Source organism: Paenibacillus sp. FSL R10-2788, assembly GCF_038003885.1.
Taxonomy (GTDB): Bacteria; Bacillota; Bacilli; order Paenibacillales; family Paenibacillaceae; genus Paenibacillus_AQ; species Paenibacillus_AQ odorifer.
On sequence record NZ_JBBOQA010000001.1, the window covers coordinates 1,171,184 to 1,191,794 of the forward strand.

Sequence of the window (20,611 nt, forward strand, 5' to 3'; positions counted from 1 at the left end):
GCGAATTTAAATATCGTAGTTTATCCTTGTCCAGTTTGGTTAAGTAAGCTATGAAGCTGAACGTATGAGCTAACTACATCAATAGGAGGTAATGGAGATGAATAAGAGAATAGTGGGTGTCTTTGCTGCCGAATACGAAGCTTCGCGAGCTATTGAGGAGTTGAAGCGTCAGGGCTGTAGGACAGAGGATATTTCGATTATCGCGAGAAATAAAGCGGATGAGGATACTCTTAGAGACGAGTCGGGAACCGTGGCCCCGGAAGGTATGGCTACTGGTGCAGCTACTGGTGGTCTGCTGGGTGGAGTAACGGGGCTGCTGATGGGAATTGGCGCCTTGGCTATTCCTGGTATTGGACCTATTATAGCAGCCGGACCTCTTGCGGCAACGTTGGCCGGAGCGGCGATAGGCGCAGGCAGTGGCGGTTTAGTCGGCGGACTTATTGGCCTTGGTATCCCTGAAGAGGAAGCAGAAAGCTACGATAACTACGTGGATGAAGGTCATATTCTAGTAATGGTGGATGTGGAAGGCGAGCAGAAGGAGCAAGAAGTGAAACAAATTTTCACAAAGTATAACAGCCTGAACGCAGAACGCTTTGAGAAAGTTGCTAATATAGATCCATTAGCGAGTGAGCGTATTGGAAATAAATAAGAAGCAATTAGCATTCAGTGTAAAAAAACAAAACAGGCTATCTCACTAGCAAAGGATACTGCTAGTGAGATAGCCTGTTTTTTGTGGTTTTATAGAGAGACAGCATTTTGTCTAACGGTCTGCGCAGCCGGTATTTCTTTTCCTGGCAGGAAATGAATGCTGCGGATATAGCGGATCGTCCGGCTCTGTGCCCGCATGATTACCGAATGTGTCTCCGCGCGTTCTTTGCCGATGAAACGGACACCGTTCAGGAATTCACCTGACGTTACACCCGTGGCGGCAAAGAGGACGTCGCCCGTGCCAACCATGTCTTCCATGTGTAGCACTCGCGTAGGATTGGCAATTCCCATGCGTACACAGCGCTGCAGCTCTATGGGTCCATCCGGGAGCAATCTGCCCTGCATTTCACCACCAAGGCATTTCAGTGCAGCGGCAGCAAGAACACCTTCCGGTGCTCCACCGGAACCCATATATAAATCGACATCGCTGTCTGGCAGTGCAGCCGCAATAGCGCCAGCGACATCTCCGTGACCAAGCAGCTTAATTCGTACCCCGGCTTCACGCAGGCTATTAATCAGCTGCTCATGCCGTTTGCGATCCAGCACCATTACGGTTAACTCGGAGAGGGATTTGCCAGTGTAATGGCAGGCTTTTTGCAGAGTGATCTCTACAGGGTCCTCGAGTCTAAGCTTACCTGCAAGCTCGGGCCCGCAGGCTAACTTCTCCATATAAATGTCCGGGGCATGCAGCAGGCTGCCTTTATCTGCTATAGCAATAACAGATTGCGCATTATGCAGGCCGCAGGCAACAACCTCAGTTCCTTCGAGTGGATCGACGGCTACATCGACAGAGGGACCTTTCTGGTTCCCGACTTTCTCACCAATATAGAGCATTGGAGCATCATCCATCTCTCCTTCACCAATCACAACAGTTCCGTCGATGGACACAGAATCGAACATGGAACGGATCGCAGTCGTGGCTGCATCATCTGCCGCATTTTTATCGCCCCGCCCAATCCAACGAGCCGAGGATAAAGCACCTAGTTCAGTTACCCGTACAATCTCAAGGGCCAGTTCGCGCTCCATTCTAATTCCCTCCAGTGCATTCTATATATTTTGTAAACTTAAATTTAGATATAACCCATAATAATACCAGCGGTTTCTTCTATAGCCTTGTCGGTAATATCAATTACAGGACAGCCCAGCTTGTTGAACAATGAAGCGGCGTATTCCATCTCTTCGGTGATCCGCTCCAGACTTGCATATTGGGAGCCTGTCGGTAATCCGAGAACCTTAAGCCGCTCAGAGCGGACCTTCAGCATGTACTCGGGTTTCATGGTTAATCCGATAAGCCGGTTCGGCGGCAAGCTTAATAGTTCTTGTGGAGGACCAATCTCCGGGATAATCGGATAGTTAACGACTTTTTTTCCTCTATGGGCTAAAAAGATGCTAAGCGGTGTCTTTGAAGTACGGGACATGCCCAGCAGAACGATATCGGCTTTGAGCATGGCACCCAGATCACGGCCGTCATCACAGGCGACGGTGAATTCTATAGCTTCTATGCGGCGGAAATAATTCTCGTCGAGCTGGTGGAGAAGACCCGGCCGCTGCTGAGGAGCATCGTCGAAGGTATCAATGAAGGCCTGCATCATAGGGCCCATGATATCAACGATCCGCAAATCAAGACGTACCGCTTCCTCGCGGATCATTTCTCTTAATTCTGGCTGCACTAATGTATAGGCGACAAAACCTTGATGCTGAGCTGCTTCTTCCATAAGCTTGCGTAGCTCGTCTTCATGCCTAATATTGCCGTATCTTTTAATGGTGACCTGCTGATTCTGAAATTGGTGAATAACGGCCTGCACGACAGCCTCTGCCGTATCTCCTATAGAATCCGAGCATATCGTTATTAAGTTGGAAGATTGCTCGATGCTCATGGGTTCCTCCTTATCCTTTGGCTTCAAGTTCGAGGAGAAGTTTGATGATGGAGGTTTTTGTTAAACGTCCTACCACATCCAGTTTTGTACCGCCGTCTTCAGCAGCGCTGGGAACAACCACCGGCAAACTGTCTACCTCGTGAAAAATCATCTTATGTGCAGCTTCAAGCACCGGCTCATCCGGTGAAGTTGTGACCACTTTGGGCTGGCGCGTCATAACCATGCTTACGGGCATGGAGACTGCACCGGGGTTGCCCAAGGTTACCTTTAGGAAATCCTTACGTGAAGCAACGCCCGTGAGTTTACCCTCTTCGTCACAGATAATAAGAGTGCCTACATCTTGTAGAAAAAGCGTAACTACGGCATCTTGAATAGTTGTGGTCTCACGGATAACTATAGGTACACTTTGAATTTCTTTGACCATCGTTTCCTGCAGCAGATAACCGCTTCCCTGACGACTGGATGATTTCAATCCTGGGAAGTACCCGACCTTCGGCTTGGCGTCGATATATTTGAGCATAACCAAAACAGACAGATCCGAGCGAATTGTAGGCCGGGTAAGATTCAAACTTTCGGCAATCTGTTCGCCGGTAATCGGAGCTCTTTTGTTAACGATATCGATAATCTCTATTTGACGTGATGTCAGTTCGATCACAATTCCCTCCACTTCCGATAAAAAAGGCATTCCTCTTTAGAAAAGAAGCGCCGTTAAGCGAATCCTCCTTTCATATATGAGTCATATTTAGCTGTGTTTAATTTAACTTGTTTATATAATACGCAATAGTGGTCATAAATGCAATATATAGTACGTCATATATTTGATTTTTTTAACGCAACAGTGTTTATCTTCTTTTTTTGCAGTAATTGCTTTAAAGCATCAGCATTCACTAGGATTGTTCCGGCAATGATGGTGAACACTCCGAGAATTGTAATCCAAGATACGGACTCATTGTAAAAGAAAAAGCCTACACCCACCGCAATCGGTGGAGAAATATAAAGCCAGGTAGAAGGAAACACTGGGTTGGTCTTAGCTACGAGCCAGTAGAACAAGGTATGGCCGACCATGGAGCCGATAACTGTGAGATAGAGCAGTGAACCTGCTGTCTCGAATGAGAAGAGAAATGCAGGATGTACTTTTTCCGTGGCAAAAGAAAGAATGAATAACAACGCACCGCCATACATCATTTGAGCCGCATTCAGCGCAATCGGTGAGACCTCGGGCATACTGTTAATTACTTTTTTGGAGTAAATCGCACCTACAGCATAGCAACACTCTCCAATTAGGACTACGGCGCAACCGATGAGCCACAGTGGTGAAATATCAACGGCGAGATTGGGGAGAACCAGCAGCAGTACGCCAGTGAAGCCGATGATGCAGCCATATAGGGAGATGGCGGGTGCTTTTTGCCGAAGAATAGAGGTTTGGAGCAGCAGGATCATGATCGGTCCAGTGGCAGAGAGTACAGCTGCAAGCCCTGAAGAAACATATTGTTCAGCCCAGTAGAGACCCGCGAAGGTGCCGAAGGTTAGAGCAGACCCGGTGAACAACATTTCTTTGCGCAACAGCAAGGAGAAGCTGGCTTTTCGTTTCCAGACCATCCATAGGAATAGAACAGCGCCCGCGACAAAAAATCTTAAGCCCGCTGAAAAAAAAGGAGGCGCACCGGCATCTACACCGATTTTGATAGCTAGAAAGGTCGTGCCGAAGATCAGACATACAAGTGCATAAGCAAATAAGATCATTTTGAAAGTCCCCTTTTGTGTGCTTTATAAAATATAAGAATTTATAAGCTGGCATTTTGTTAATCATATAGGGGAGTGGACAGAACAGATTACCTTGAGTAGAACAGATTAATTCAGAAATCGTGTACAATATGATTACTAGGTTGTTCGGAGAGGAGTTGGTCAGATGAAAAAAGTTGTAGGAGCGGAGCATAATCATCCCTTGTTTCGGCAGGTCTATGAATTTCTATTAAATCGCATGGAGCGAGGGGAGTGGGTCGCACATGATAAGCTTCCTTCTATACGGCTGCTGGCGGAGGAGCTTAAGGTACATCGACTGACCGTATTCAAAGCGTACAGACGGTTGACGGAGGATGGAAAGGTTTATGTAAAAGATAAATCAGGATATTACGTGGCACCCATAATCTCGCTTCCTGCTATTGAAGTAGGAGCCGCAGTATCGGCTTATGCGCTCACTAACCCGCTGTCTGATATTCAGAGAGTGCCAGTTAAGTATCAGTTCTCGCAGGCGCTGATTGATCCGGGGCTGCTGCCGAATCTTTTTCTATCTGACTATGTCAAAAAAGTGTTCGATCTATATCCCAAGGTAATGGGAACGTATGCCTCGGTCCAGGGGGATAACGAGCTGCGTGAGACGTTAAGCCACCATTTTCGGAAGCAACATCGGCTGCAGTTAACTTCGGAAGAACTGCTTATTACCTCGGGTGCGCAGCAGGCGATCAATCTGATTGCCCGGGTTGTACTTGGTCCTCTGGATACAGTGCTTGTGGAGCGGCCTACTTATAGTGTTGCTATGGATATTTTTCGCCGGGAGGGGGCACGGTTGGTTCCGGTAGAGATCACTCCGGAGGGATATGATCTGGAGGAAGTAGAAGCTTTGATGAAAAAGCATAAGCCGCGTATGTTCTACATTAATCCAACGCATCACAATCCAACTGGATACACGGTACCTGTGCAACAACGCAAGCTGTTGGTAGAACTAGCCGAACGTTATCGCTGTTTACTGGTGGAGGATGACCCGTTCCGCGATATGTATTTTGATGAGGAGCCGCCGCCGCCCTTTTTTGCTTATGATACGGAGGGGTGGGTGATCTATATCAGCAGCTTCAGTAAATATGTAGCCCCTGGCTTACGAATCTGTGCGGTGGCTTGCCGATATCCATTTATGGAGCGTCTAATCACGGCCAAATCACTCGCGGACAATGGCACTCCGCTGCTGAATCAAAAAATATTTCTACATTACTACACCTCCCCACGCTTGCAACAGCATCTCGGTAAGCTGCGCATTGCGCTTCAAGTGCATAAGGAAATCGTAGAAGAGGAGCTGGCGGGTACTGGCTGGGAATGGACGACTCCGCAAGGCGGATTAAATCTATGGGTGAAACTACCGGAGCATCTTACGATGGATCGACTGTTTGCTTCAAGTATGGCGCAGTCGATCGCTTTTGTTCCTGGGGAGTTATTTGATCCACTGGGGGAAATGAAGTCAAGGCTTCGCCTAAGTTATTCCTTTGCAAGCGAAGGGGTGCTACGCGAAGGAATACAGCGTTTGATTGGGATCGCGCACAGTTTGTGAGTGGGTACAGCAGGTATGGGGGATTAATGAAGAGGATATGAGGAGTTTAAGAAGATTAGGGGAATTAAAGAAGAGGATTAGAGGAATTAAAAAGAGGATTAGGGGAATTGCTCCCGGATAAACTTGTATCACTTGTTTGGGAATTCCTGTAACACTTTCCACGTTTGCTCCGTCTGTAAGGTAAAGAAGGGGGTTATCAAAGTGCGAAAGATCAATTTTCGAAAGATCAATTTCCGAAATTTCAATTTCCGAAGTCCAATGATGATATTTCTAGGTGTCCTATTAATATTTACGGCTTTGCTGACGGTGCGGCCCTCAGTCACTTACGCTTGTTCCTGTGTTATGCCTGCGGAGCCACTGGAAGCTCTTGAGAAAAGTACAGCTGTCTTTGTCGGGAAAGTAGTGGACATGAAGGAGCCGTCTCAGGGGAACATAATTTCTTCTGCTGATCCAGTAAAGGTAATCTTTGAGGTGGATTCCAGCTGGAAAGGGGTCGAGGGAAACCAAGTTACATTGACTACGGCTTTATCTTCTGCAAGCTGCGGCTTTGAGTTTGTGGAAGGGGAAAGTTACATTGTCTATGCTTATGCTAGAGACGGTGGAGACTCTGGTAATCTGGAGGCTAGTTTATGCAGTCGAACTAAGCGGCTAACCGCTGACTCAGTGGATCTAAAAGAGCTGGGGCCGGGTATTTCGGCAACGACGCCTACCGCTTCTCCGGAGGTAACCCCGAATAATTCACCGGAGTCAGGAGCTGGGAGTAATGAGCCTGATCAAACGGGTAATTCTGCTGGGGACAGTGATTCCTTTTCTCTTGTTAATGTGGGGATTAGTGGAATAATTATCGTTCTAGTAGCTATAGCTGGGGCTGTTCTATACCGTCGTAGAAATGATGGAACGCGCAAAAAATGACTCTAACTGTAGAGTCACGTCATGTAATGGTGAGATCAAAGTAGGCAGTAAGAGTATATAAGGTGTTGTGCTGAAATAAGCGGTCGCTCGGGATAACATCCGAGCGACCGCTTATTTGTTTGAGATGACCTTGAGTAACTGGTGGGCTTGTTGGTGGCTGCTGGTGCTGGTGGTTGTGCTGGTGCTGGTGCTGGTGGTTGTGCTGGTGGTTGTGCTGATGCTGGTGCTGATGCTGGTGCTGGTGCTGGTGCTGGTGCTGGTGCTGGTGCTGGTGCTAGTGCTCAATTGTAGCTCGGAACCATCTAGAATCAATAATTAGGGAAATCCTCCCTGATTTTATCGTGTTTTACTCAATATTAGCGATAATTGGGGAATTCCTCCCTAAAATTCTGCGGAAATTGCCCTTTTTTCCTAAAATCGGCTAATTATTAGGGAGAAATTCCGCAAAAAGTTCAATGTGTGCTTATAAAGTTCGATTATTAGGGAGAAATTCCGCAAAAAGTTCAACGTGCGCTTATGAAGTTCGATTTTTAGAGAGAAATTCCCTAAATATGAGTTCAAGGAGGGCAGAATTCTGTGAAGCAAGATGAACTCTAGATATTGTAGGGTGTTACAAAGTGTAGCAAGGTTAATTTGGGTGATGTGATTAAGGTGAATTTAATGAGTTAATGATGAATTTTTGCGATGTAAGTTGAAATCAGTTGAAGTTAGTTGTGAAGTTACTTGAAGCTAGTTGAAGTCAGATAAAGTTAGTTAAAGTTAGACGATGTCACTTGAGTTTAGATCGCAAACCTACCTCACCCTCGTCACACCCACCCAAATAACCGGGCAAGCTGAGCGACAGCAAAGGTTACTCCGATGGCGATACCCAGCGGAATGACTGCTGAGAGAACGGCCCATTTCATGCTTTTTGTTTCCTTGTAAATGTTCACGAGTGTCGTACCACAAGGATAGTGGAGCAGGGAGAACAGCATCATGTTGAGTGCGGTCAGCCAGGTCCAGCCATGTGAGAGAAAGACATCTTTGATACTGCCTAAACTGTCGATATCAACCATAGCGCCTGAGGACATATAGCCCATAAGCAAGATAGGCAATACGATTTCATTCGCAGGAAGTCCAAGAATAAAGGCCATGATGATAAAGCCGTCCATGCCGAGCATATGTGCAAACGGATCAAAGAATGCAGCCATATGATTCAGTACAGAATCGCCGCCAATAAACAGATTGCCTAGAATCCAAGTGATAATCCCGGCAGGGGCAGCAACGACGATAGCCCGAGTAAGTACGTTAAGGGACTTATCTTTGGAGGAAATAAGTATGGTCTTCCAGATTTGTGGACGGCGGTAGGGAGGAAGCTCCAATGTGTAATGTGTGGGAACCCCACGCAGCGCAGTTTTGGACATGACCCAGGAAACGGTTAAGGTAACAATGATGCCGATTAGAACCATTCCCATTAGGACGGAGGCAGTGGTGAATGTACGAAGCGCACCTGTCGTAGCGGCTCCTGCCATAAATAAGGAAGACAATAAAATCAGCGTGGGCCAGCGGCCGTTGCAAGGGACAAAATTGTTGGTCAGTATAGCCAGCATTCGTTCACGCGGCGATTCGATGATTCGTGTGGAGAGGATAGCGGCCGCGTTACAGCCGAAGCCCATGGACATGGTTAAAGCTTGCTTGCCATGACCACCTGATTTTTTGAACAGTCGGTCCATGTTAAAAGCTACGCGTGGCAGATACCCGAAATTCTCAAGCAACGCGAATACGGGGAAAAAGATCATCATTGGTGGCAGCATGACACTGATTACCCATGAGGTGCCTCGATACAAGCCAAGCACAAGCACGCCGTGCAGCCAAGCTGGGGCATGGAGAGCCTCAAATCCCGCTGTCAGATATCCTTCGATGAAGCCAAAGAAGGTAGCGAGCCAGCTAGAAGGGTAGTTAGCCCCGGCAATCGTAATCCAGAATACGACACCGAGAATGGCGAGCATGATGGGAAAACCCCAAATTTTGGAGGTCACGATATTATCCAGCTTATAAGTGCTGTTCAGTTTCTTCTTATCCCGATAAGTAACTGCATCCCCGCAGATGCCTGCGGATACGCCATATATACCACTGACAATCTCATCCCGAATGGCTCCGCCGTCAGCGAGCTTTTTTGCGGTAGACAATAGGGAATCTAGAGCGTCAGAACCCTTAGTGATAGGCAGTGACTCCATGGCCGATGACCTCCTTTGCTTCGGGTAAATCCTTGCTTTTCATATGTTCTTTGAGTGAAGTAAGCAGGCTGTCATCACCGTCCAATAAGCGCAGTGCAATCCAGCGAGCGGGATATTTGGTGCCGATGGTTTGCTCTACCAATGGTGTAAGCTCGGCAATTCCCCGTTCGATCTCTTCGTTGTAACTAATGCGCAACGGCTGCGCTGTGAATGCGCCTGTAGCCACTCGCTCCACTTGATCCAATAAGGCATCGATCCCGATTTTATTGCGTGCCGATATCGCAACGACGGGTACGCCGAGACGTTTGGAGATACTCTTCAGGTTGATGTCGATGCCCAGCTTACGTGCTTCATCAATGAGGTTGATGCAGACAACCGCCCGTCCGGTAATCTCCAGCACTTGCAAGGCAAGATTGAGATTACGTTCCAGCGAAGTAGCGTCAAGCACTACAAGTGTCACATCTGGCTGTTCAAAAATAATATAATCTCTAGCCGCTTCTTCATCCGCGGAATTTGAGTATAGGGAGTACGTTCCTGGTAAATCTACCGCGAGGTATGAATGGTTATTGTGTTTGAATTCCCCTTCGGCAGTAATGACGGTCTTACCTGCCCAGTTTCCAGTATGCTGTCGCATGCCGGTTAGCAGGTTGAATAGTGTGCTTTTTCCAGTGTTAGGATTGCCTGCAAAAGCGACGGTGAACTGACTCATGCTTCTACACCTCCAATTAATTCTCCGAATATTAAAGAACTTTCTTCTCTACGCAATGCAATGGTCGTATTGCTTACCCGAAAAGCTATAGGATCTCCTAATGGACTACGCCGCAACACCTCTACGATATTCCCGACTACGAACCCGAGGTCCAGTAATCTTCTTCTAAGCACACCTTGGACTTCAATGTCGCTGATGCGCAGCGTGCTACCCTTTGCAGCTTCTGATAAAGGAATAGTTGTTCCAGTCATGAGATCCCTTCTTTCATTTATATTTTTACCGCCTATGGTTTTTATTTTGTGTATTAGAACATTTCTTGTAGTCTGGCACAACATTAGTATATGGCAACAACTTTGTCCCTGCAACAAGAATGTTTCCCTTAGGCAAAATAAAATTAAGCAAAAAAAGCCCCTGACGAAAAAGGGCTTGTACGCTCTTTTCCGCAGGGTTGAGCTTAATTCCTAATTAGCAGTAAAATTACGACCAGCTGCCAAAATCAAGTGTACGTCCGGTCTCGACTAAGGTTTTAATATTACTCAGAACCTGCCACCAGGCGTTGATACTGCCAGCATATGAAGGATCATCAGGATGCCATTCATCGTGGATAAGCGTAAGCTTAGTAGTTCCACCCACCGGTTCAAGCAGCCAAGATATACGCGATTCATATCTTTCTGTACCCTTATGATAGGAGGGGCCGACCTTATGCGTGAAACGAAACGCTTTTTGTGGAGTGAACTCCAGCAGAGTCCCATATACATGTATCGTTTCATCGCCATCTTCACCGGGACCAACATATTCCAGCAATTCGCCTTCTTTAAAGGTGGATTGGATTACGCTCCCGTAGTAAATCTGTTTAGTACCTTCCGGAGAGATCAAAGTCTCCCATACCTGCTCAGGTGTTCCGCCAATATAAAATTCATAGTGAAGTTCTTTCATTTGTTATTCCTCCTTGGTTTGTACAATCATTTATTCCCTTAGACTTATTTACACTATACAAAAGGATCACTGACAACTACGGTCAGTGATCCTAAAATAATCATTTTAAGTTTTATAATAAGCTGCCAGATCGGTAGCTATAGCGGACAGCTTTTGCTTCAGAGCTAAAGGCTCTAGGATTCGTAGTGTTGATCCATAAGGCAACAAGAAGTAAGGCGCATAAGTCAGTAAGGAGGTCTCATCGACTTGAAAGCGGGCTTGTCCGTCAATACGCTGCACCAGAGTATGTCCAAACAGCCAATGACTGCATAGATCGTTCAGGATTCCTTCATCAGCGGCGATGACTACTGCTATGAGTTTCTCTGGAGTATTTGGTGTTGGCAGCAAGCTTTTTAACAAAAAATCACGTGCAGAGAAGTCAGCAGGACGGGCAAACAGAGCTTCTGTACGGTGCAGCTCAGTCATTCTATCGACTCGGAAAGACCGAATTTCTTGCCTCTGATGGCAATAAGCAACGGTGTACCATTGCCCCTTCCACAGTACAAGTCCATAAGGATCAATAGCGCGGGAAGAAATTGTCTCCCCGTTTCCCTTCCGATATTCCATCTGAAGGGTATGTCCGTTCGCCGTCGCTAATTCAAGCTCTTGCAGCAGGTGGGGAAGCGGCACAGCAGGGGAGTGGATGGTTTCTATCCCGCCCTCATGACGCTCCATCTGTTCTAATTGCTGCGCATTGCTGTATCGTTTCAGTTTGGCGATTGCTTGATCTAGAGCTTCTACATAAGGATATCCAGTTCCCCGCGCAAAGGAGGCGGCTTGCAGGAGGGAACGCTGTTCGTCGGAGTCAAAGAATAACGGGGCCTCGGAAAAATGTTCCGGAAGGCTATAGCCACCACCAGGTCCACTATCCGCGATAATGGGTACGCCACTGATGCATAACGCGTCGATGTAACGATAGACAGAGCGGACACTGATCTCTAGCGCTTCTGCTAGTTCCCCGGCGGTTCTTCCCCGTTGCTTGAGCATCCAGAGAATGGATAACATGTGATCAGCCTTGGACATAAATCAAGAACCTCCTTGCTTCATTAATTAATAGCTCACTAACTATAGCAAATTGCCTAATGATCAGCTAGAGAACCTTTTGGTGCTGACATAAGTTCAAAGCCGCGAAGTACATCCAGGGTTATGATTCTTTTCGACATGTCGTTACACCATTATTTTCTTGAGACTATGAATGTAACGTGATCTCGCAATAAGGAAATAGATAGTTTGCACAACCAGAAATACAGCTGATGTAGTAAGAACGGGCACAGTTACATTTGTGATATTAATCTGTTTCAGTATCGGACGAATCACGACAAGGGTCTGAATGGTGGCAATAATAATCGGAATATAGAAAAGCACAGAAATCTGTTTGGTAGCAGAAGCTGACATTTCTTTAGTGCTTAAACCGATTTTGGATAAAGCATTATACATTTGCTTATCTGTATTGAGCTCAGTATGAAGCTTAAAAAAGAGAAAGCTGGCCGATGAAAGCGAGAAGATCAGAGCGATAAAAATCCCTATAAAGCTAAGCATGGCAGCTCCCTGCTTGGTCGATAGATAGCTGTCTGCTCGCGATCCCAGTATAGAGCTGTATTGATGGTTAGCCTTGTTAGCGGCTTTATTCCATTGGATGAGGTCTCTGGTGACAACAGCTTCAGCTGAGCTGTCATTAGGTGTAGGACCGTCCCATGCAGGGATTTTGTATAGATATTTCACATAAGGTCTCGTGTACTTCTCTGTTGAAGTAGAAATCTTATGATATAAGTTGTCATCTACGATTAGAAGTGAGGTGGCCATTGGATCTACTGGATGCACCTTTGGTGTTCGTAATTCTTTTAGCATCAGCTCCTCATCTTTCTGAACCTTCAAATGAATCGCTCGATCAGCAGCAAAATTCTGTGAATCCATATGTGGGTTCAGCAGTAATACAGCTTCTTTTTCAGACAAGGGCCCAACCTCGGACACATCCATTTGTAAGCCCAGTTGATTGAACTGTGAGCGGGATATCAGATCAATTCCAAGTAGTTTTTCCTTATCGATTCCTTGAATGGAAGCAGAGATTAGTTCTACTTTATTCTCTGTGTACTCGACTTTAGCATTCTTTAATTTAGTGTGAATGGGCTCTAAATCTGGTGCTTCATCCTTCGGATCATAAATCGTATAACTCACAGCGAATGGGGATTTTTTATAGAGGTCTGAGTTCGCTTGATTAATCGATAAAAGAATCCCCGATGCCATGCAGGCAAGCGAGGTAACTACAGTTACAAGGAAGAGCATTCTTGCATTGTCTTTAATCTTATAACTCATCTCAGAAATCCACAGCAGATTGGTTCCGCGCCACAGCCGCTTGCGTCTTAGTTTTAGTAAGCGAATGCCCAATACAGATAACTGAGAGTAGAAAAAGTAGGTTCCAGCGATACCTGTGACAGCGGCGACTAACAGTGAGGTCGGGGACAATTGCTTCCGAATCGCGAGAGCGCCGACGGTCAACAGTAGAAGCCCAAAGAATGAGAACAATAAGGAGACACGGGGTTCTTTTTTAGGTTTAACATTTCCCTTAAGCAGTTCAAGAACTTGATGCTTACGAATGAACAATAATGTGAAGATCGAAATGACCAGAAATAATGAAATGAAAGAGATAGAGGTAATCATTAACGCCTTCATTGGCCAATAAAAGGGCAGTGGCTCCATGCCCATAATTGTCGTGCTTAGCAGCAAAAATAACTTGGATAAAAGCATGCCGAAAGACGCACCTGTTACTATAGAGAGCAGTCCGATCAGCATATTTTCTATAAGAATCAGCTTGTTGATCTGGCCAGGGCGTGCGCCTAAAATCATCAGTATGCCGAACTCCAGATTACGCATTTTCAGAAATGCGCTAATCGAATATAGAACGAAAAAGAACGCAAAGATAAACACGATGTAAGAAGCAATTTGCATGCCGGAGGCTGAATTCGCACCCAGCTCGATGTTGGTAATACTAGGGTGGTAAATAAAGACTGAATAAGAGAAAAAGATCATGACCATAAAAGCACTGCTTAAGAAAAAAGCAAAATAAGCGCGTGAATTACGGCGTACATTATTAAACGCGAATTGAGGAAAGTTCATGACTATTCCCTCCCCAGAACGAAAGTGTGTCGATAATCTTTTGGAAGAAGGCCTGACGGTTATCGCCCCGATGAATTTCCGCTGCTAGTTTGCCGTCTTTTATAAAAACAATTCGGTTGCAGTAGCTCGCTGCCAGTGGATCATGTGTTACGAGCATTAGCGTGGTGCCTTCTTTGTGATTAATATCCTCCAGCGATTCCATCACCATCCGCGAAGAATTGGAGTCAAGCGCACCCGTAGGTTCATCGGCCAAAATAATCGAAGGAGAGGTGATGATCGCCCGGGCAATTGCGGTCCGCTGACGTTGTCCCCCTGAAATTTCATAGGTGCGTTTGCTCAGAATATCGGTAATGTTTAAGCGTTCTGCGACTCTTTGAAGCAAGATCTCCATCTGGGAGAGCTTACGGTTATCCAAAGTCAGGGGCAGCACAATATTCTCGGCGACGGTTAATGTCTCAAGCAGGTTGAAGTCCTGAAACACAAAGCCTAGTTGTTTTCGGCGAAAGTGGGCGAGCTCTTTTTTATTCAAAAGATAAGGGTTGCTGCCGTTGATATTCACTTCGCCAGAGGACGGCTGGTCGATTGTGGATACCATATTGAGCAGTGTTGTTTTACCGCTACCAGACGGTCCCATAATTCCGACAAATTCACCTTTTTCAATATTTAGATGAATATCAGTGAGGGCTTGGGTCACTATTTTGCCGGGGTATACCTTATGAAGTCCTTTGACTTCCAATACGTTCATATCATTCATTCCTTCCAATACAAAAATGATTTCATCCGCCTTATTCGGGGAACGGGTTATGTATATAATTTATAAGATCGAGAGATTAGCTGCTATGGATTTACCTTAAGGTTTCCTTACAGAGAAGTTAAGGTTATGTTCGCCTTTCTCCTTGTGAAGAATGGGTTGAGAGATAAGTAACCTATAAAGAAGAAGGAGGCTTCAAAGCCATGAATAATGACGACGAAGTCCCCTCAATATTATTTCTGTAGATGATCACTGTTGCTAAAAATAAGCCGCACGCGGGTTCCTTCCCCGAGCCGGGACTGAATATCCACCTTGTGTTCGAGCCTGTTGCAAATCTCCCGGACGAGATACAGCCCCATCCCTGTCGATTCATGATAATGTCGTCCGCGGTCACCCGTAAAGTAGGGATTAAAGACCCGCTTCAGATCCTCAGGAGAAATGCCGATCCCTTGATCGGTAATATCCAGAATAGTGTCGGTGCCCACACGCTGAGCTGAGAGGGTAACGGTTTTGCCAGAACCGGAGGTATAGTTTACGGCATTAGTTAAGATTTGGGCCAGCATAAACATTAACCATTTGGCATCGCTATATACCGCTAGATTGGCATCCACCTGTACATCTACTTTTATGCCCCGGCGTATGAATAGTCTGCGATTTTCGGCTACCGCCTCACTAACGGTTTTGCGCAGAAGTAACGGTTCAACTTGAAAATCATTTTCAAATCGGTCAAGTCTTGAAGTGTAGATAACCATCTCCAGCCCTCCGCGCAGACGTTCCAGTTCCTCCTGAATACTTGCGGCAGCCTCCTCTTCAAGATCCTTTAGCGTAAGCTGAATTACAGAGAGCGGGGTCTTCATTTGATGAACCCAGCGATTCATGAATACGATATGCTGATCCATCTGGCGCGCATGCGCATTCACTTGCTCTTGATACTGGCGGTCAATAAGCTGCAATAACTCATGGATAGCTTCTGAAAGAGGAGTGTCTCCTAAGGAAACAAGATGTTTTTGGAGCATGTCCATAGGTTCGCTTAATGCTGCATACAATCTCCGGTGCTGAACGTATCGGTAGCCTAGATATAGCAGTAGAACTACGGTACTCAAGGCGATTCCATAAAGCATGATAGAGATAGGTCTGTTCTCACCAGACAGCCAATACAGCAAAGGGATAAGCAGCATCTGAAGCAGATAGAATAGGATCAGTGAGATCTGGTCTCTCCAAAAAAGTCTCATGGCGTATCCTTAGAGACATTAAGCCGATAGCCAGCGCCTCTTACGGTTTCCACAATGTCACCAAGACCGAGATCCTTGAGCTTTTTGCGGACACGGGTTATGTAGACATTTAATGTATTGTCATCTATGAAATGCTGATCCTTCCACATGAGATCGAGCAGACGCTCCCGGTTAACCACTCGTCCTTCCTTAAGCAGTAAAGCTTCCAGTAGAACCGCTTCCTTCTGGGTTAGCTCACTCGTGTGCCCGTCGTATTGGATCACATATCGCTCAGGATAGAGGATTAAACCTCCAGACTGGAGTTTATGCTCTTCTTGAGTCTGTGAGTATGAACCGTATGCTCTACGTATGTGGCTGCGGATTTTGGCAAGCACAACCTCATAGTGAAAAGGCTTAGTGATATAATCGTCCCCGCCATTCTCAAGCGCCATCACCTGATCCATTCCACTATCCCGTGCAGAAATGAACAGAATCGGGCAGAGTGAGAGGGAACGGATCTGGCGGCACCAGTAGAACCCATCATATTTAGGCAGATTGACGTCCAGTAAGATAAGGTCAGCCGAGCTTTCATTAAAAGTCTCCAGCACCCTGTTGAAATCCTCTACAATAATTGTACGGAACCCATATTTCGATAGGTACGTGCTCAGCAAGCTTGCCAGCTTGGCATCGTCCTCTATGATTAGAATTGTCTCCATATTTTCACTCCTTTGTTCAGTAATACAGTAACATGGACAAGGAAAATTATGCAAAAAGAGTACTCTTATTCGTGGTCAACGTAAGAATCTAGCTAGATTTACCGAAGGGGAATTTAGCTGATCTAAGTCTAGCTGATCTAAGCCTAGCTGGCCTAGCTCTAGCTGATTCAACTCTAGCTGATCTAGCTTTAGCTGATCTAAGCCTAGCTGATCTAGCTCTAGCAATCCAGATTTCGCTCAAGCGGATTATCCAGACTTAATTGCACTTTGTACACTTATTTCTGCGTAGATAGTCCATAGAAGCCATTTAATTGCACTTCGTGCAACTAAAAAGGGTGAATTCGGTGCAATTAAAGGAAAACCGGAAATTTAACTGCACGAAATACAACTAAACTAACTTTTGAATGAGCATTCTGAGGAATAGTTGCACTAAATGCAGTTAACGGATGCGTGGAGCTCATATATCGCTTGAAAATGCTTGATCAGTGACTATTTCCTCCAGAAGAAGATCGCCCACTCAACAAACTTACTCTAATTGCACTTTGTACACTTATTTCTGCGTAGTTGGTCATTAGAAGCCATTTAATTGCACTTCGTGCAACTAAAAAGGGTGAATTCGGTGCAATTAAAGGAAAACCAGAAATTTAACTGCACGAAATACAACTAAACTAACTTTTGAATGAGCATTCTGAGGAATAGTTGCACTAAATGCAGTTAACGGATGCGTGGAGCTCATAATTATCGCTTGAAAAAGCTTGATCAGTGACTATTTCCTCCGGAAGAAGATCGCGAACTCCAAAACTTTCTCTAATTGCACTTTGTACACTTATTTCAGCGTTGTTGGTCATTAGAAGCCGTTTAGTTGCACTTCGTGCAACTAAAAAGGGTGAATCTAGTGCAATTAAAGGAAAACCAGAAATTTAACTGCACGAAATACAACTAAACTAACTTTTGAATGAGCATTCTGAGGAATAGTTGCACTAAATGCAGTTAACGGATGCGTGGAGCTCATAATTATCGCTTGAAAAAGCTTAATCAGTGACTATTTCCTCCGGAAGAAGATCGCGAACTCCAAAACTTTCTCTAATTGCACTTTGTACACTTATTTCTGCGTTGTTGGTCATTAGAAGCCATTTAATTGCACTTCGTGCAACTAAAAAGGGTGAATTCGGTACATTTAAAGGAAAACCAGAAATTTAACTGCACGAAATACAACTAACTATCTTTTAAAGGAGCATTCTGAGGAAATAGTTGCACTAAATGCAGTTAACGGATGCGTGGAGCTCATAAATATTGCTTGAAAATAGTTGATCAGTGACTATTTCCTCCGGAAGAAGATCGCGCACTCCAAAACTTTCTCTAATTGCACTTTGTACACTTATTTCTGCGTAGATACTCATTAGAAGCCATTTAATTGCACTCTGTGCAACTAAAAAGGGTGAATTCGGTACATTTAAAGGAAAACCAGAAATTTAACTGCACGAAATACAACTAACTATCTTTTAAAGGAGCATTCTGAGGAAATAGTTGCACTAAATGCAGTTAACAGATGCGTGGAGCTCATAATTTCAACTCAAGAAATGTTTGTTTTGTGAACGTACGGATCATATTCGGTAGTATAAAATAATAATAACTAATTATGATATATGCTTCATTTTGCATCCCCCTTAATATGAAATTAAAGAGAGGGGCGCGGAAAATGAACATTAATTTTAGAAGCTACCGTTCAGAAGATCTGCTAAAGGTACGTCATTTTCTTATACAAAGTTATAGTAAGCTAAAGACTCCAAATACCTGGCTTATAGACCGCTGGGAATTCGTTGTTTTTTTTCAGGAGACGAGAAGTGGAACGCTGGAGCAATGGGAACAAAAAGTAGGCTTATGGGAGTATGAGAATGGAGAGCTTGCAGCTGTAGTGTGCAGGGACGATGGGTTCTATTTTCAGTGTGCTGAGATGAATCCTCCGGAAAAATTACTTGAAGAAATGTTCGCTTTTGCTGAACAAAAAGCTGAGGAAGAGAACGGTGGTTACGTAGAGCTGTATGTGCCAATACCGGAGAATATGACTTTTGCGGCGGAGGTTGCTCGTAAGAGGGGGTACCATTTAACGGGTGGTAAGGAAAGCGTAAACTCCTTGCGATTGGATAAGGAATTTCCTGTGGAGCTCCCCTCTGGATTCAGAATTTGCAGCGGAGATGAGATCGAGGTTACTGCAAAAGCACTCGGACATATTATGGCCTTCGACTATGCAGAAACGGTGGAGGCAGAACTCACGCTGCTGCATTATGGGAATATGAGTAACGCTCCAAGTTATAATCCGCAGCTCGATCTTAGCGTTGTGAATGACGCGGGCGAAGTGGTTTCCTTTTGTAATATTTTTTGGGACAGCAGCAATAGAATTGGTATTCTGGAGCCTGTAGGCACATCCATTAATTATCGAAAGCTGGGACTGGGACGGGCGGTCCTACACGAAGGATTTAACCGTTTAAAACAACTCGGAGCTAGTAAAGTTTACGTAGGTTCGATGCAGCCTTTCTACGAGAAATTGGGCTTTACTACTGAAGTTTGGTTGCAGGTGTGGGAATATTCAGGTCACACAGATTAAGTTGCACCGGCTGCCCCCAACACTGGATCTGTCAGCAGTACCTAAACTGGCAACGTACTATGAAAAATCCCCTTGATGGGTAAGTCGTCAAGGGGATTTTTGGGTTTGAGCTCGGCAATCATATGCTGCACAGTAGTTTCATACGTCGTACAGCAATCATACCGCTATAGCAATTATGCGCTGCAAACTGCCTCTGATTACACTTTGTACAATAGAATCATATATTCTTAGTAGCCGTCTGGCCAAGAGATTTTATTGATATTTGACTACAATTGCATTGCTGATCTGACGCCCGGGGGACGTGAGATATTTGCCGTTGTAGTAGAGCCCGCTGGATGCACCACCATCCAGATTCATGGCTTGATACGCTCCAGCTTGCTTCATCATTTCTGCCAGCTGTGGGATGGTGGCTCCACCAGTGGTCAGCAGAATGAGCTTATGGTCGCGTGTTAATCCGAGCGCGCTGCGGGCTCCGCCGCCGGTCAAGATTTTCGGATCCTTGAAGCCTTCTGCCGCAACATTAAGGGATACCTTGCCGTTCACAAGAAGACGCGGGCCGGCTTGAAGAGCTCCTTCCATGGAGCCGGAAGCGAAGCGGCTTGTGAAATCCAACCCAGGAATCAGTGACGCTAGATGGTTGCTGTCATAGGTAAAAATCGTCCGGCGATCCCCGGAGCTATTTTTAAGCATTTTTCCACCGCTGACAATGTAACCGTATGGAGCTTTGTATGCCCCTTTTGTATAGGCATCAAAAAACGTTCCGTTAATCGCAACTACGGCATTATTACGTTTAGCCAGACTGCTTAGGTCCTCCACTTTTCCGACCGTATTTCCAGCCAGTACGACATCAAGTTTCACCTTAGGATGCAGCAGGGACACTGTAACCGTCTGGGCTTTGAAGGATCTGCCGCCAACCTTGAAGGTTTTACTAGCGCTGACAACTGGTGAAGAATCCGCTTTGATTAGTGCGCCGGACTGTACAGGAACAGTGGTTGCAATATCATTACTCTTAAGGGTTAACGAAGAGGCTTCCTTATCCCAAGTTAATTGAATGCCAAGTGTTGTGCTGATAAAAGACAACGGAATATATACCGTGCCGTTATCACTGAAAGCAAGATCAGTTAGTGTAACCGACTTTTCATTGACGAGCGCAGCGGTTTGACCTAATGTAAGCGTTATGGTTGTGTCTGCATTCGTAATGCTTATACGTTTTTCGTTAGGATTCCATACAGATTGTATACCAGTGAAGCTATTTAATAGACGCAGTGGTATGTATGAATGGTTATTCTTGTCCACATAGACGGTGTTTTTAGGAAGCGGTGTTGCACCAACAGTGGAAGGGCAAGTGGCGACAAGTGGAATGAGCAGTAAGAAGGTAAGAAACAAAGTGGACCCTAGCTTTTTCATCATAAACAATTACTCCTTATCTTGTAGCTGTTGTAAAAAACGACAAGGTTTATTATACCTCATGTTCAAAAACTTGGATAACCTTTATTTT

At 45.3% G+C, this 20,611-nt stretch carries 19 protein-coding genes; 5 read left to right on the top strand and 14 right to left on the bottom strand.

Annotation, left to right across the window (positions count from 1 at the left end):
- Positions 1-97 precede the first annotated feature (97 nt).
- The gene (locus NSQ50_RS05055) at positions 98-649 is read left to right on the top strand and encodes a general stress protein (protein ID WP_036676448.1); all 552 of its coding nucleotides are present in this window, start codon (positions 98-100) and stop codon (positions 647-649) included.
- Between the two features lie 89 nt (positions 650-738).
- Here NSQ50_RS05055 and glpX read toward each other — a convergent pair whose 3' ends face one another.
- The 4 genes from glpX to NSQ50_RS05075 form a co-directional block, all read right to left on the bottom strand.
- Positions 739-1,734 carry a class II fructose-bisphosphatase gene (glpX, locus tag NSQ50_RS05060; RefSeq protein WP_076224403.1) on the bottom strand — a complete coding sequence of 332 codons (996 nt, stop codon included), beginning with the start codon at positions 1,732-1,734 and terminating at the stop codon, positions 739-741.
- A 44-nt stretch (positions 1,735-1,778) separates the two neighbouring features.
- Entirely contained in the window at positions 1,779-2,585 is an 807-nt protein-coding gene (locus NSQ50_RS05065) for a pyruvate, water dikinase regulatory protein (RefSeq protein WP_038568970.1), read from the bottom strand.
- A gap of 10 nt (positions 2,586-2,595) precedes the next feature.
- On the bottom strand, positions 2,596-3,270 hold the full coding sequence (locus NSQ50_RS05070; protein WP_051490920.1) for a helix-turn-helix transcriptional regulator: 675 nt from the start codon (positions 3,268-3,270) through the stop codon (positions 2,596-2,598).
- Between the two features lie 125 nt (positions 3,271-3,395).
- On the bottom strand, positions 3,396-4,328 hold the full coding sequence (locus NSQ50_RS05075) for a DMT family transporter (protein WP_036676439.1): 933 nt from the start codon (positions 4,326-4,328) through the stop codon (positions 3,396-3,398).
- A 166-nt stretch (positions 4,329-4,494) separates the two neighbouring features.
- Here NSQ50_RS05075 and NSQ50_RS05080 point away from each other — a divergent pair, with 166 nt between their 5' ends.
- The 3 genes from NSQ50_RS05080 to NSQ50_RS05090 all read left to right on the top strand — a co-directional run bounded on the left by NSQ50_RS05080 (position 4,495) and on the right by NSQ50_RS05090 (position 7,135).
- The gene (locus tag NSQ50_RS05080; RefSeq protein WP_076224406.1) at positions 4,495-5,904 is read left to right on the top strand and encodes an aminotransferase-like domain-containing protein; all 1,410 of its coding nucleotides are present in this window, start codon (positions 4,495-4,497) and stop codon (positions 5,902-5,904) included.
- A gap of 201 nt (positions 5,905-6,105) precedes the next feature.
- Positions 6,106-6,816, top strand: coding sequence for a hypothetical protein (locus NSQ50_RS05085; protein ID WP_076224408.1), 711 nt, complete (start codon positions 6,106-6,108; stop codon positions 6,814-6,816).
- A 115-nt stretch (positions 6,817-6,931) separates the two neighbouring features.
- A complete protein-coding gene (locus tag NSQ50_RS05090; protein WP_179087763.1) occupies positions 6,932-7,135 on the top strand; it encodes a hypothetical protein in 204 nt (67 codons plus the stop codon).
- Positions 7,136-7,622: 487 nt separating this feature from the next.
- Here NSQ50_RS05090 and NSQ50_RS05095 read toward each other — a convergent pair whose 3' ends face one another.
- The 9 genes from NSQ50_RS05095 to NSQ50_RS05135 form a co-directional block, all read right to left on the bottom strand.
- Positions 7,623-9,032, bottom strand: a complete 1,410-nt coding sequence (locus NSQ50_RS05095; protein ID WP_036679842.1) for a nucleoside recognition domain-containing protein — start codon at positions 9,030-9,032, stop codon at positions 7,623-7,625.
- Positions 9,010-9,741: a FeoB small GTPase domain-containing protein gene (locus NSQ50_RS05100; protein ID WP_038568974.1), complete on the bottom strand. Its 732-nt coding sequence runs from the start codon at positions 9,739-9,741 to the stop codon at positions 9,010-9,012. The genes NSQ50_RS05095 and NSQ50_RS05100 overlap by 23 nt, the downstream gene beginning before the upstream one ends.
- On the bottom strand, positions 9,738-9,992 hold the full coding sequence (locus NSQ50_RS05105; RefSeq protein ID WP_036679839.1) for a FeoA family protein: 255 nt from the start codon (positions 9,990-9,992) through the stop codon (positions 9,738-9,740). Before NSQ50_RS05105 ends, NSQ50_RS05100 begins: the two co-directional genes overlap by 4 nt.
- A 226-nt stretch (positions 9,993-10,218) precedes the next feature.
- Positions 10,219-10,677 carry an SRPBCC domain-containing protein gene (locus NSQ50_RS05110; protein ID WP_036679837.1) on the bottom strand — a complete coding sequence of 153 codons (459 nt, stop codon included), beginning with the start codon at positions 10,675-10,677 and terminating at the stop codon, positions 10,219-10,221.
- Positions 10,678-10,782: 105 nt separating this feature from the next.
- On the bottom strand, positions 10,783-11,739 hold the full coding sequence (locus NSQ50_RS05115; RefSeq protein WP_036679835.1) for a helix-turn-helix transcriptional regulator: 957 nt from the start codon (positions 11,737-11,739) through the stop codon (positions 10,783-10,785).
- Positions 11,740-11,883: 144 nt separating this feature from the next.
- Positions 11,884-13,830, bottom strand: coding sequence for an FtsX-like permease family protein (locus NSQ50_RS05120; RefSeq protein WP_076145520.1), 1,947 nt, complete (start codon positions 13,828-13,830; stop codon positions 11,884-11,886).
- Entirely contained in the window at positions 13,805-14,575 is a 771-nt protein-coding gene (locus NSQ50_RS05125) for an ABC transporter ATP-binding protein (RefSeq protein WP_036679832.1), read from the bottom strand. The genes NSQ50_RS05120 and NSQ50_RS05125 overlap by 26 nt, the downstream gene beginning before the upstream one ends.
- A 239-nt stretch (positions 14,576-14,814) precedes the next feature.
- Entirely contained in the window at positions 14,815-15,813 is a 999-nt protein-coding gene (locus NSQ50_RS05130; RefSeq protein ID WP_076145518.1) for a sensor histidine kinase, read from the bottom strand.
- Positions 15,810-16,508 (bottom strand): response regulator transcription factor, encoded by a 699-nt coding sequence (locus tag NSQ50_RS05135; RefSeq protein WP_076100491.1) that lies wholly within the window; start codon positions 16,506-16,508, stop codon positions 15,810-15,812. Before NSQ50_RS05135 ends, NSQ50_RS05130 begins: the two co-directional genes overlap by 4 nt.
- Before the next feature lie 1,699 nt (positions 16,509-18,207).
- On the opposite strand from NSQ50_RS05135, the gene NSQ50_RS05140 reads away from it, so the two are divergent.
- On the top strand, positions 18,208-19,113 hold the full coding sequence (locus NSQ50_RS05140) for a GNAT family N-acetyltransferase (RefSeq protein ID WP_076145513.1): 906 nt from the start codon (positions 18,208-18,210) through the stop codon (positions 19,111-19,113).
- Positions 19,114-19,365: 252 nt separating this feature from the next.
- Here NSQ50_RS05140 and NSQ50_RS05145 read toward each other — a convergent pair whose 3' ends face one another.
- Positions 19,366-20,520, bottom strand: coding sequence for a phosphodiester glycosidase family protein (locus NSQ50_RS05145; protein WP_036680436.1), 1,155 nt, complete (start codon positions 20,518-20,520; stop codon positions 19,366-19,368).
- Positions 20,521-20,611 lie beyond the last annotated feature (91 nt).

Bases quoted from the DNA above. Each gene is read 5' to 3' on its own strand.
- NSQ50_RS05110 (WP_036679837.1), bottom strand. From the start codon at position 10,677: ATGAAAGAACTTCACTATGAATTTTATATTGGCGGAACACCTGAGCAG.
- NSQ50_RS05065 (WP_038568970.1), bottom strand. From the start codon at position 2,585: ATGAGCATCGAGCAATCTTCCAACTTAATAACGATATGCTCGGATTCT.
- NSQ50_RS05055 (WP_036676448.1), top strand. From the start codon at position 98: ATGAATAAGAGAATAGTGGGTGTCTTTGCTGCCGAATACGAAGCTTCG.
- NSQ50_RS05115 (WP_036679835.1), bottom strand. From the start codon at position 11,739: ATGTCCAAGGCTGATCACATGTTATCCATTCTCTGGATGCTCAAGCAA.
- NSQ50_RS05140 (WP_076145513.1), top strand. From the start codon at position 18,208: ATGAACATTAATTTTAGAAGCTACCGTTCAGAAGATCTGCTAAAGGTA.
- NSQ50_RS05095 (WP_036679842.1), bottom strand. From the start codon at position 9,032: ATGGAGTCACTGCCTATCACTAAGGGTTCTGACGCTCTAGATTCCCTA.
- NSQ50_RS05145 (WP_036680436.1), bottom strand. From the start codon at position 20,520: ATGAAAAAGCTAGGGTCCACTTTGTTTCTTACCTTCTTACTGCTCATT.
- NSQ50_RS05075 (WP_036676439.1), bottom strand. From the start codon at position 4,328: ATGATCTTATTTGCTTATGCACTTGTATGTCTGATCTTCGGCACGACC.
- NSQ50_RS05070 (WP_051490920.1), bottom strand. From the start codon at position 3,270: ATGCCTTTTTTATCGGAAGTGGAGGGAATTGTGATCGAACTGACATCA.
- NSQ50_RS05135 (WP_076100491.1), bottom strand. From the start codon at position 16,508: ATGGAGACAATTCTAATCATAGAGGACGATGCCAAGCTGGCAAGCTTG.
- NSQ50_RS05100 (WP_038568974.1), bottom strand. From the start codon at position 9,741: ATGAGTCAGTTCACCGTCGCTTTTGCAGGCAATCCTAACACTGGAAAA.
- NSQ50_RS05125 (WP_036679832.1), bottom strand. From the start codon at position 14,575: ATGAACGTATTGGAAGTCAAAGGACTTCATAAGGTATACCCCGGCAAA.
- NSQ50_RS05120 (WP_076145520.1), bottom strand. From the start codon at position 13,830: ATGAACTTTCCTCAATTCGCGTTTAATAATGTACGCCGTAATTCACGC.
- NSQ50_RS05105 (WP_036679839.1), bottom strand. From the start codon at position 9,992: ATGACTGGAACAACTATTCCTTTATCAGAAGCTGCAAAGGGTAGCACG.
- NSQ50_RS05130 (WP_076145518.1), bottom strand. From the start codon at position 15,813: ATGAGACTTTTTTGGAGAGACCAGATCTCACTGATCCTATTCTATCTG.
- NSQ50_RS05080 (WP_076224406.1), top strand. From the start codon at position 4,495: ATGAAAAAAGTTGTAGGAGCGGAGCATAATCATCCCTTGTTTCGGCAG.
- glpX (WP_076224403.1), bottom strand. From the start codon at position 1,734: ATGGAGCGCGAACTGGCCCTTGAGATTGTACGGGTAACTGAACTAGGT.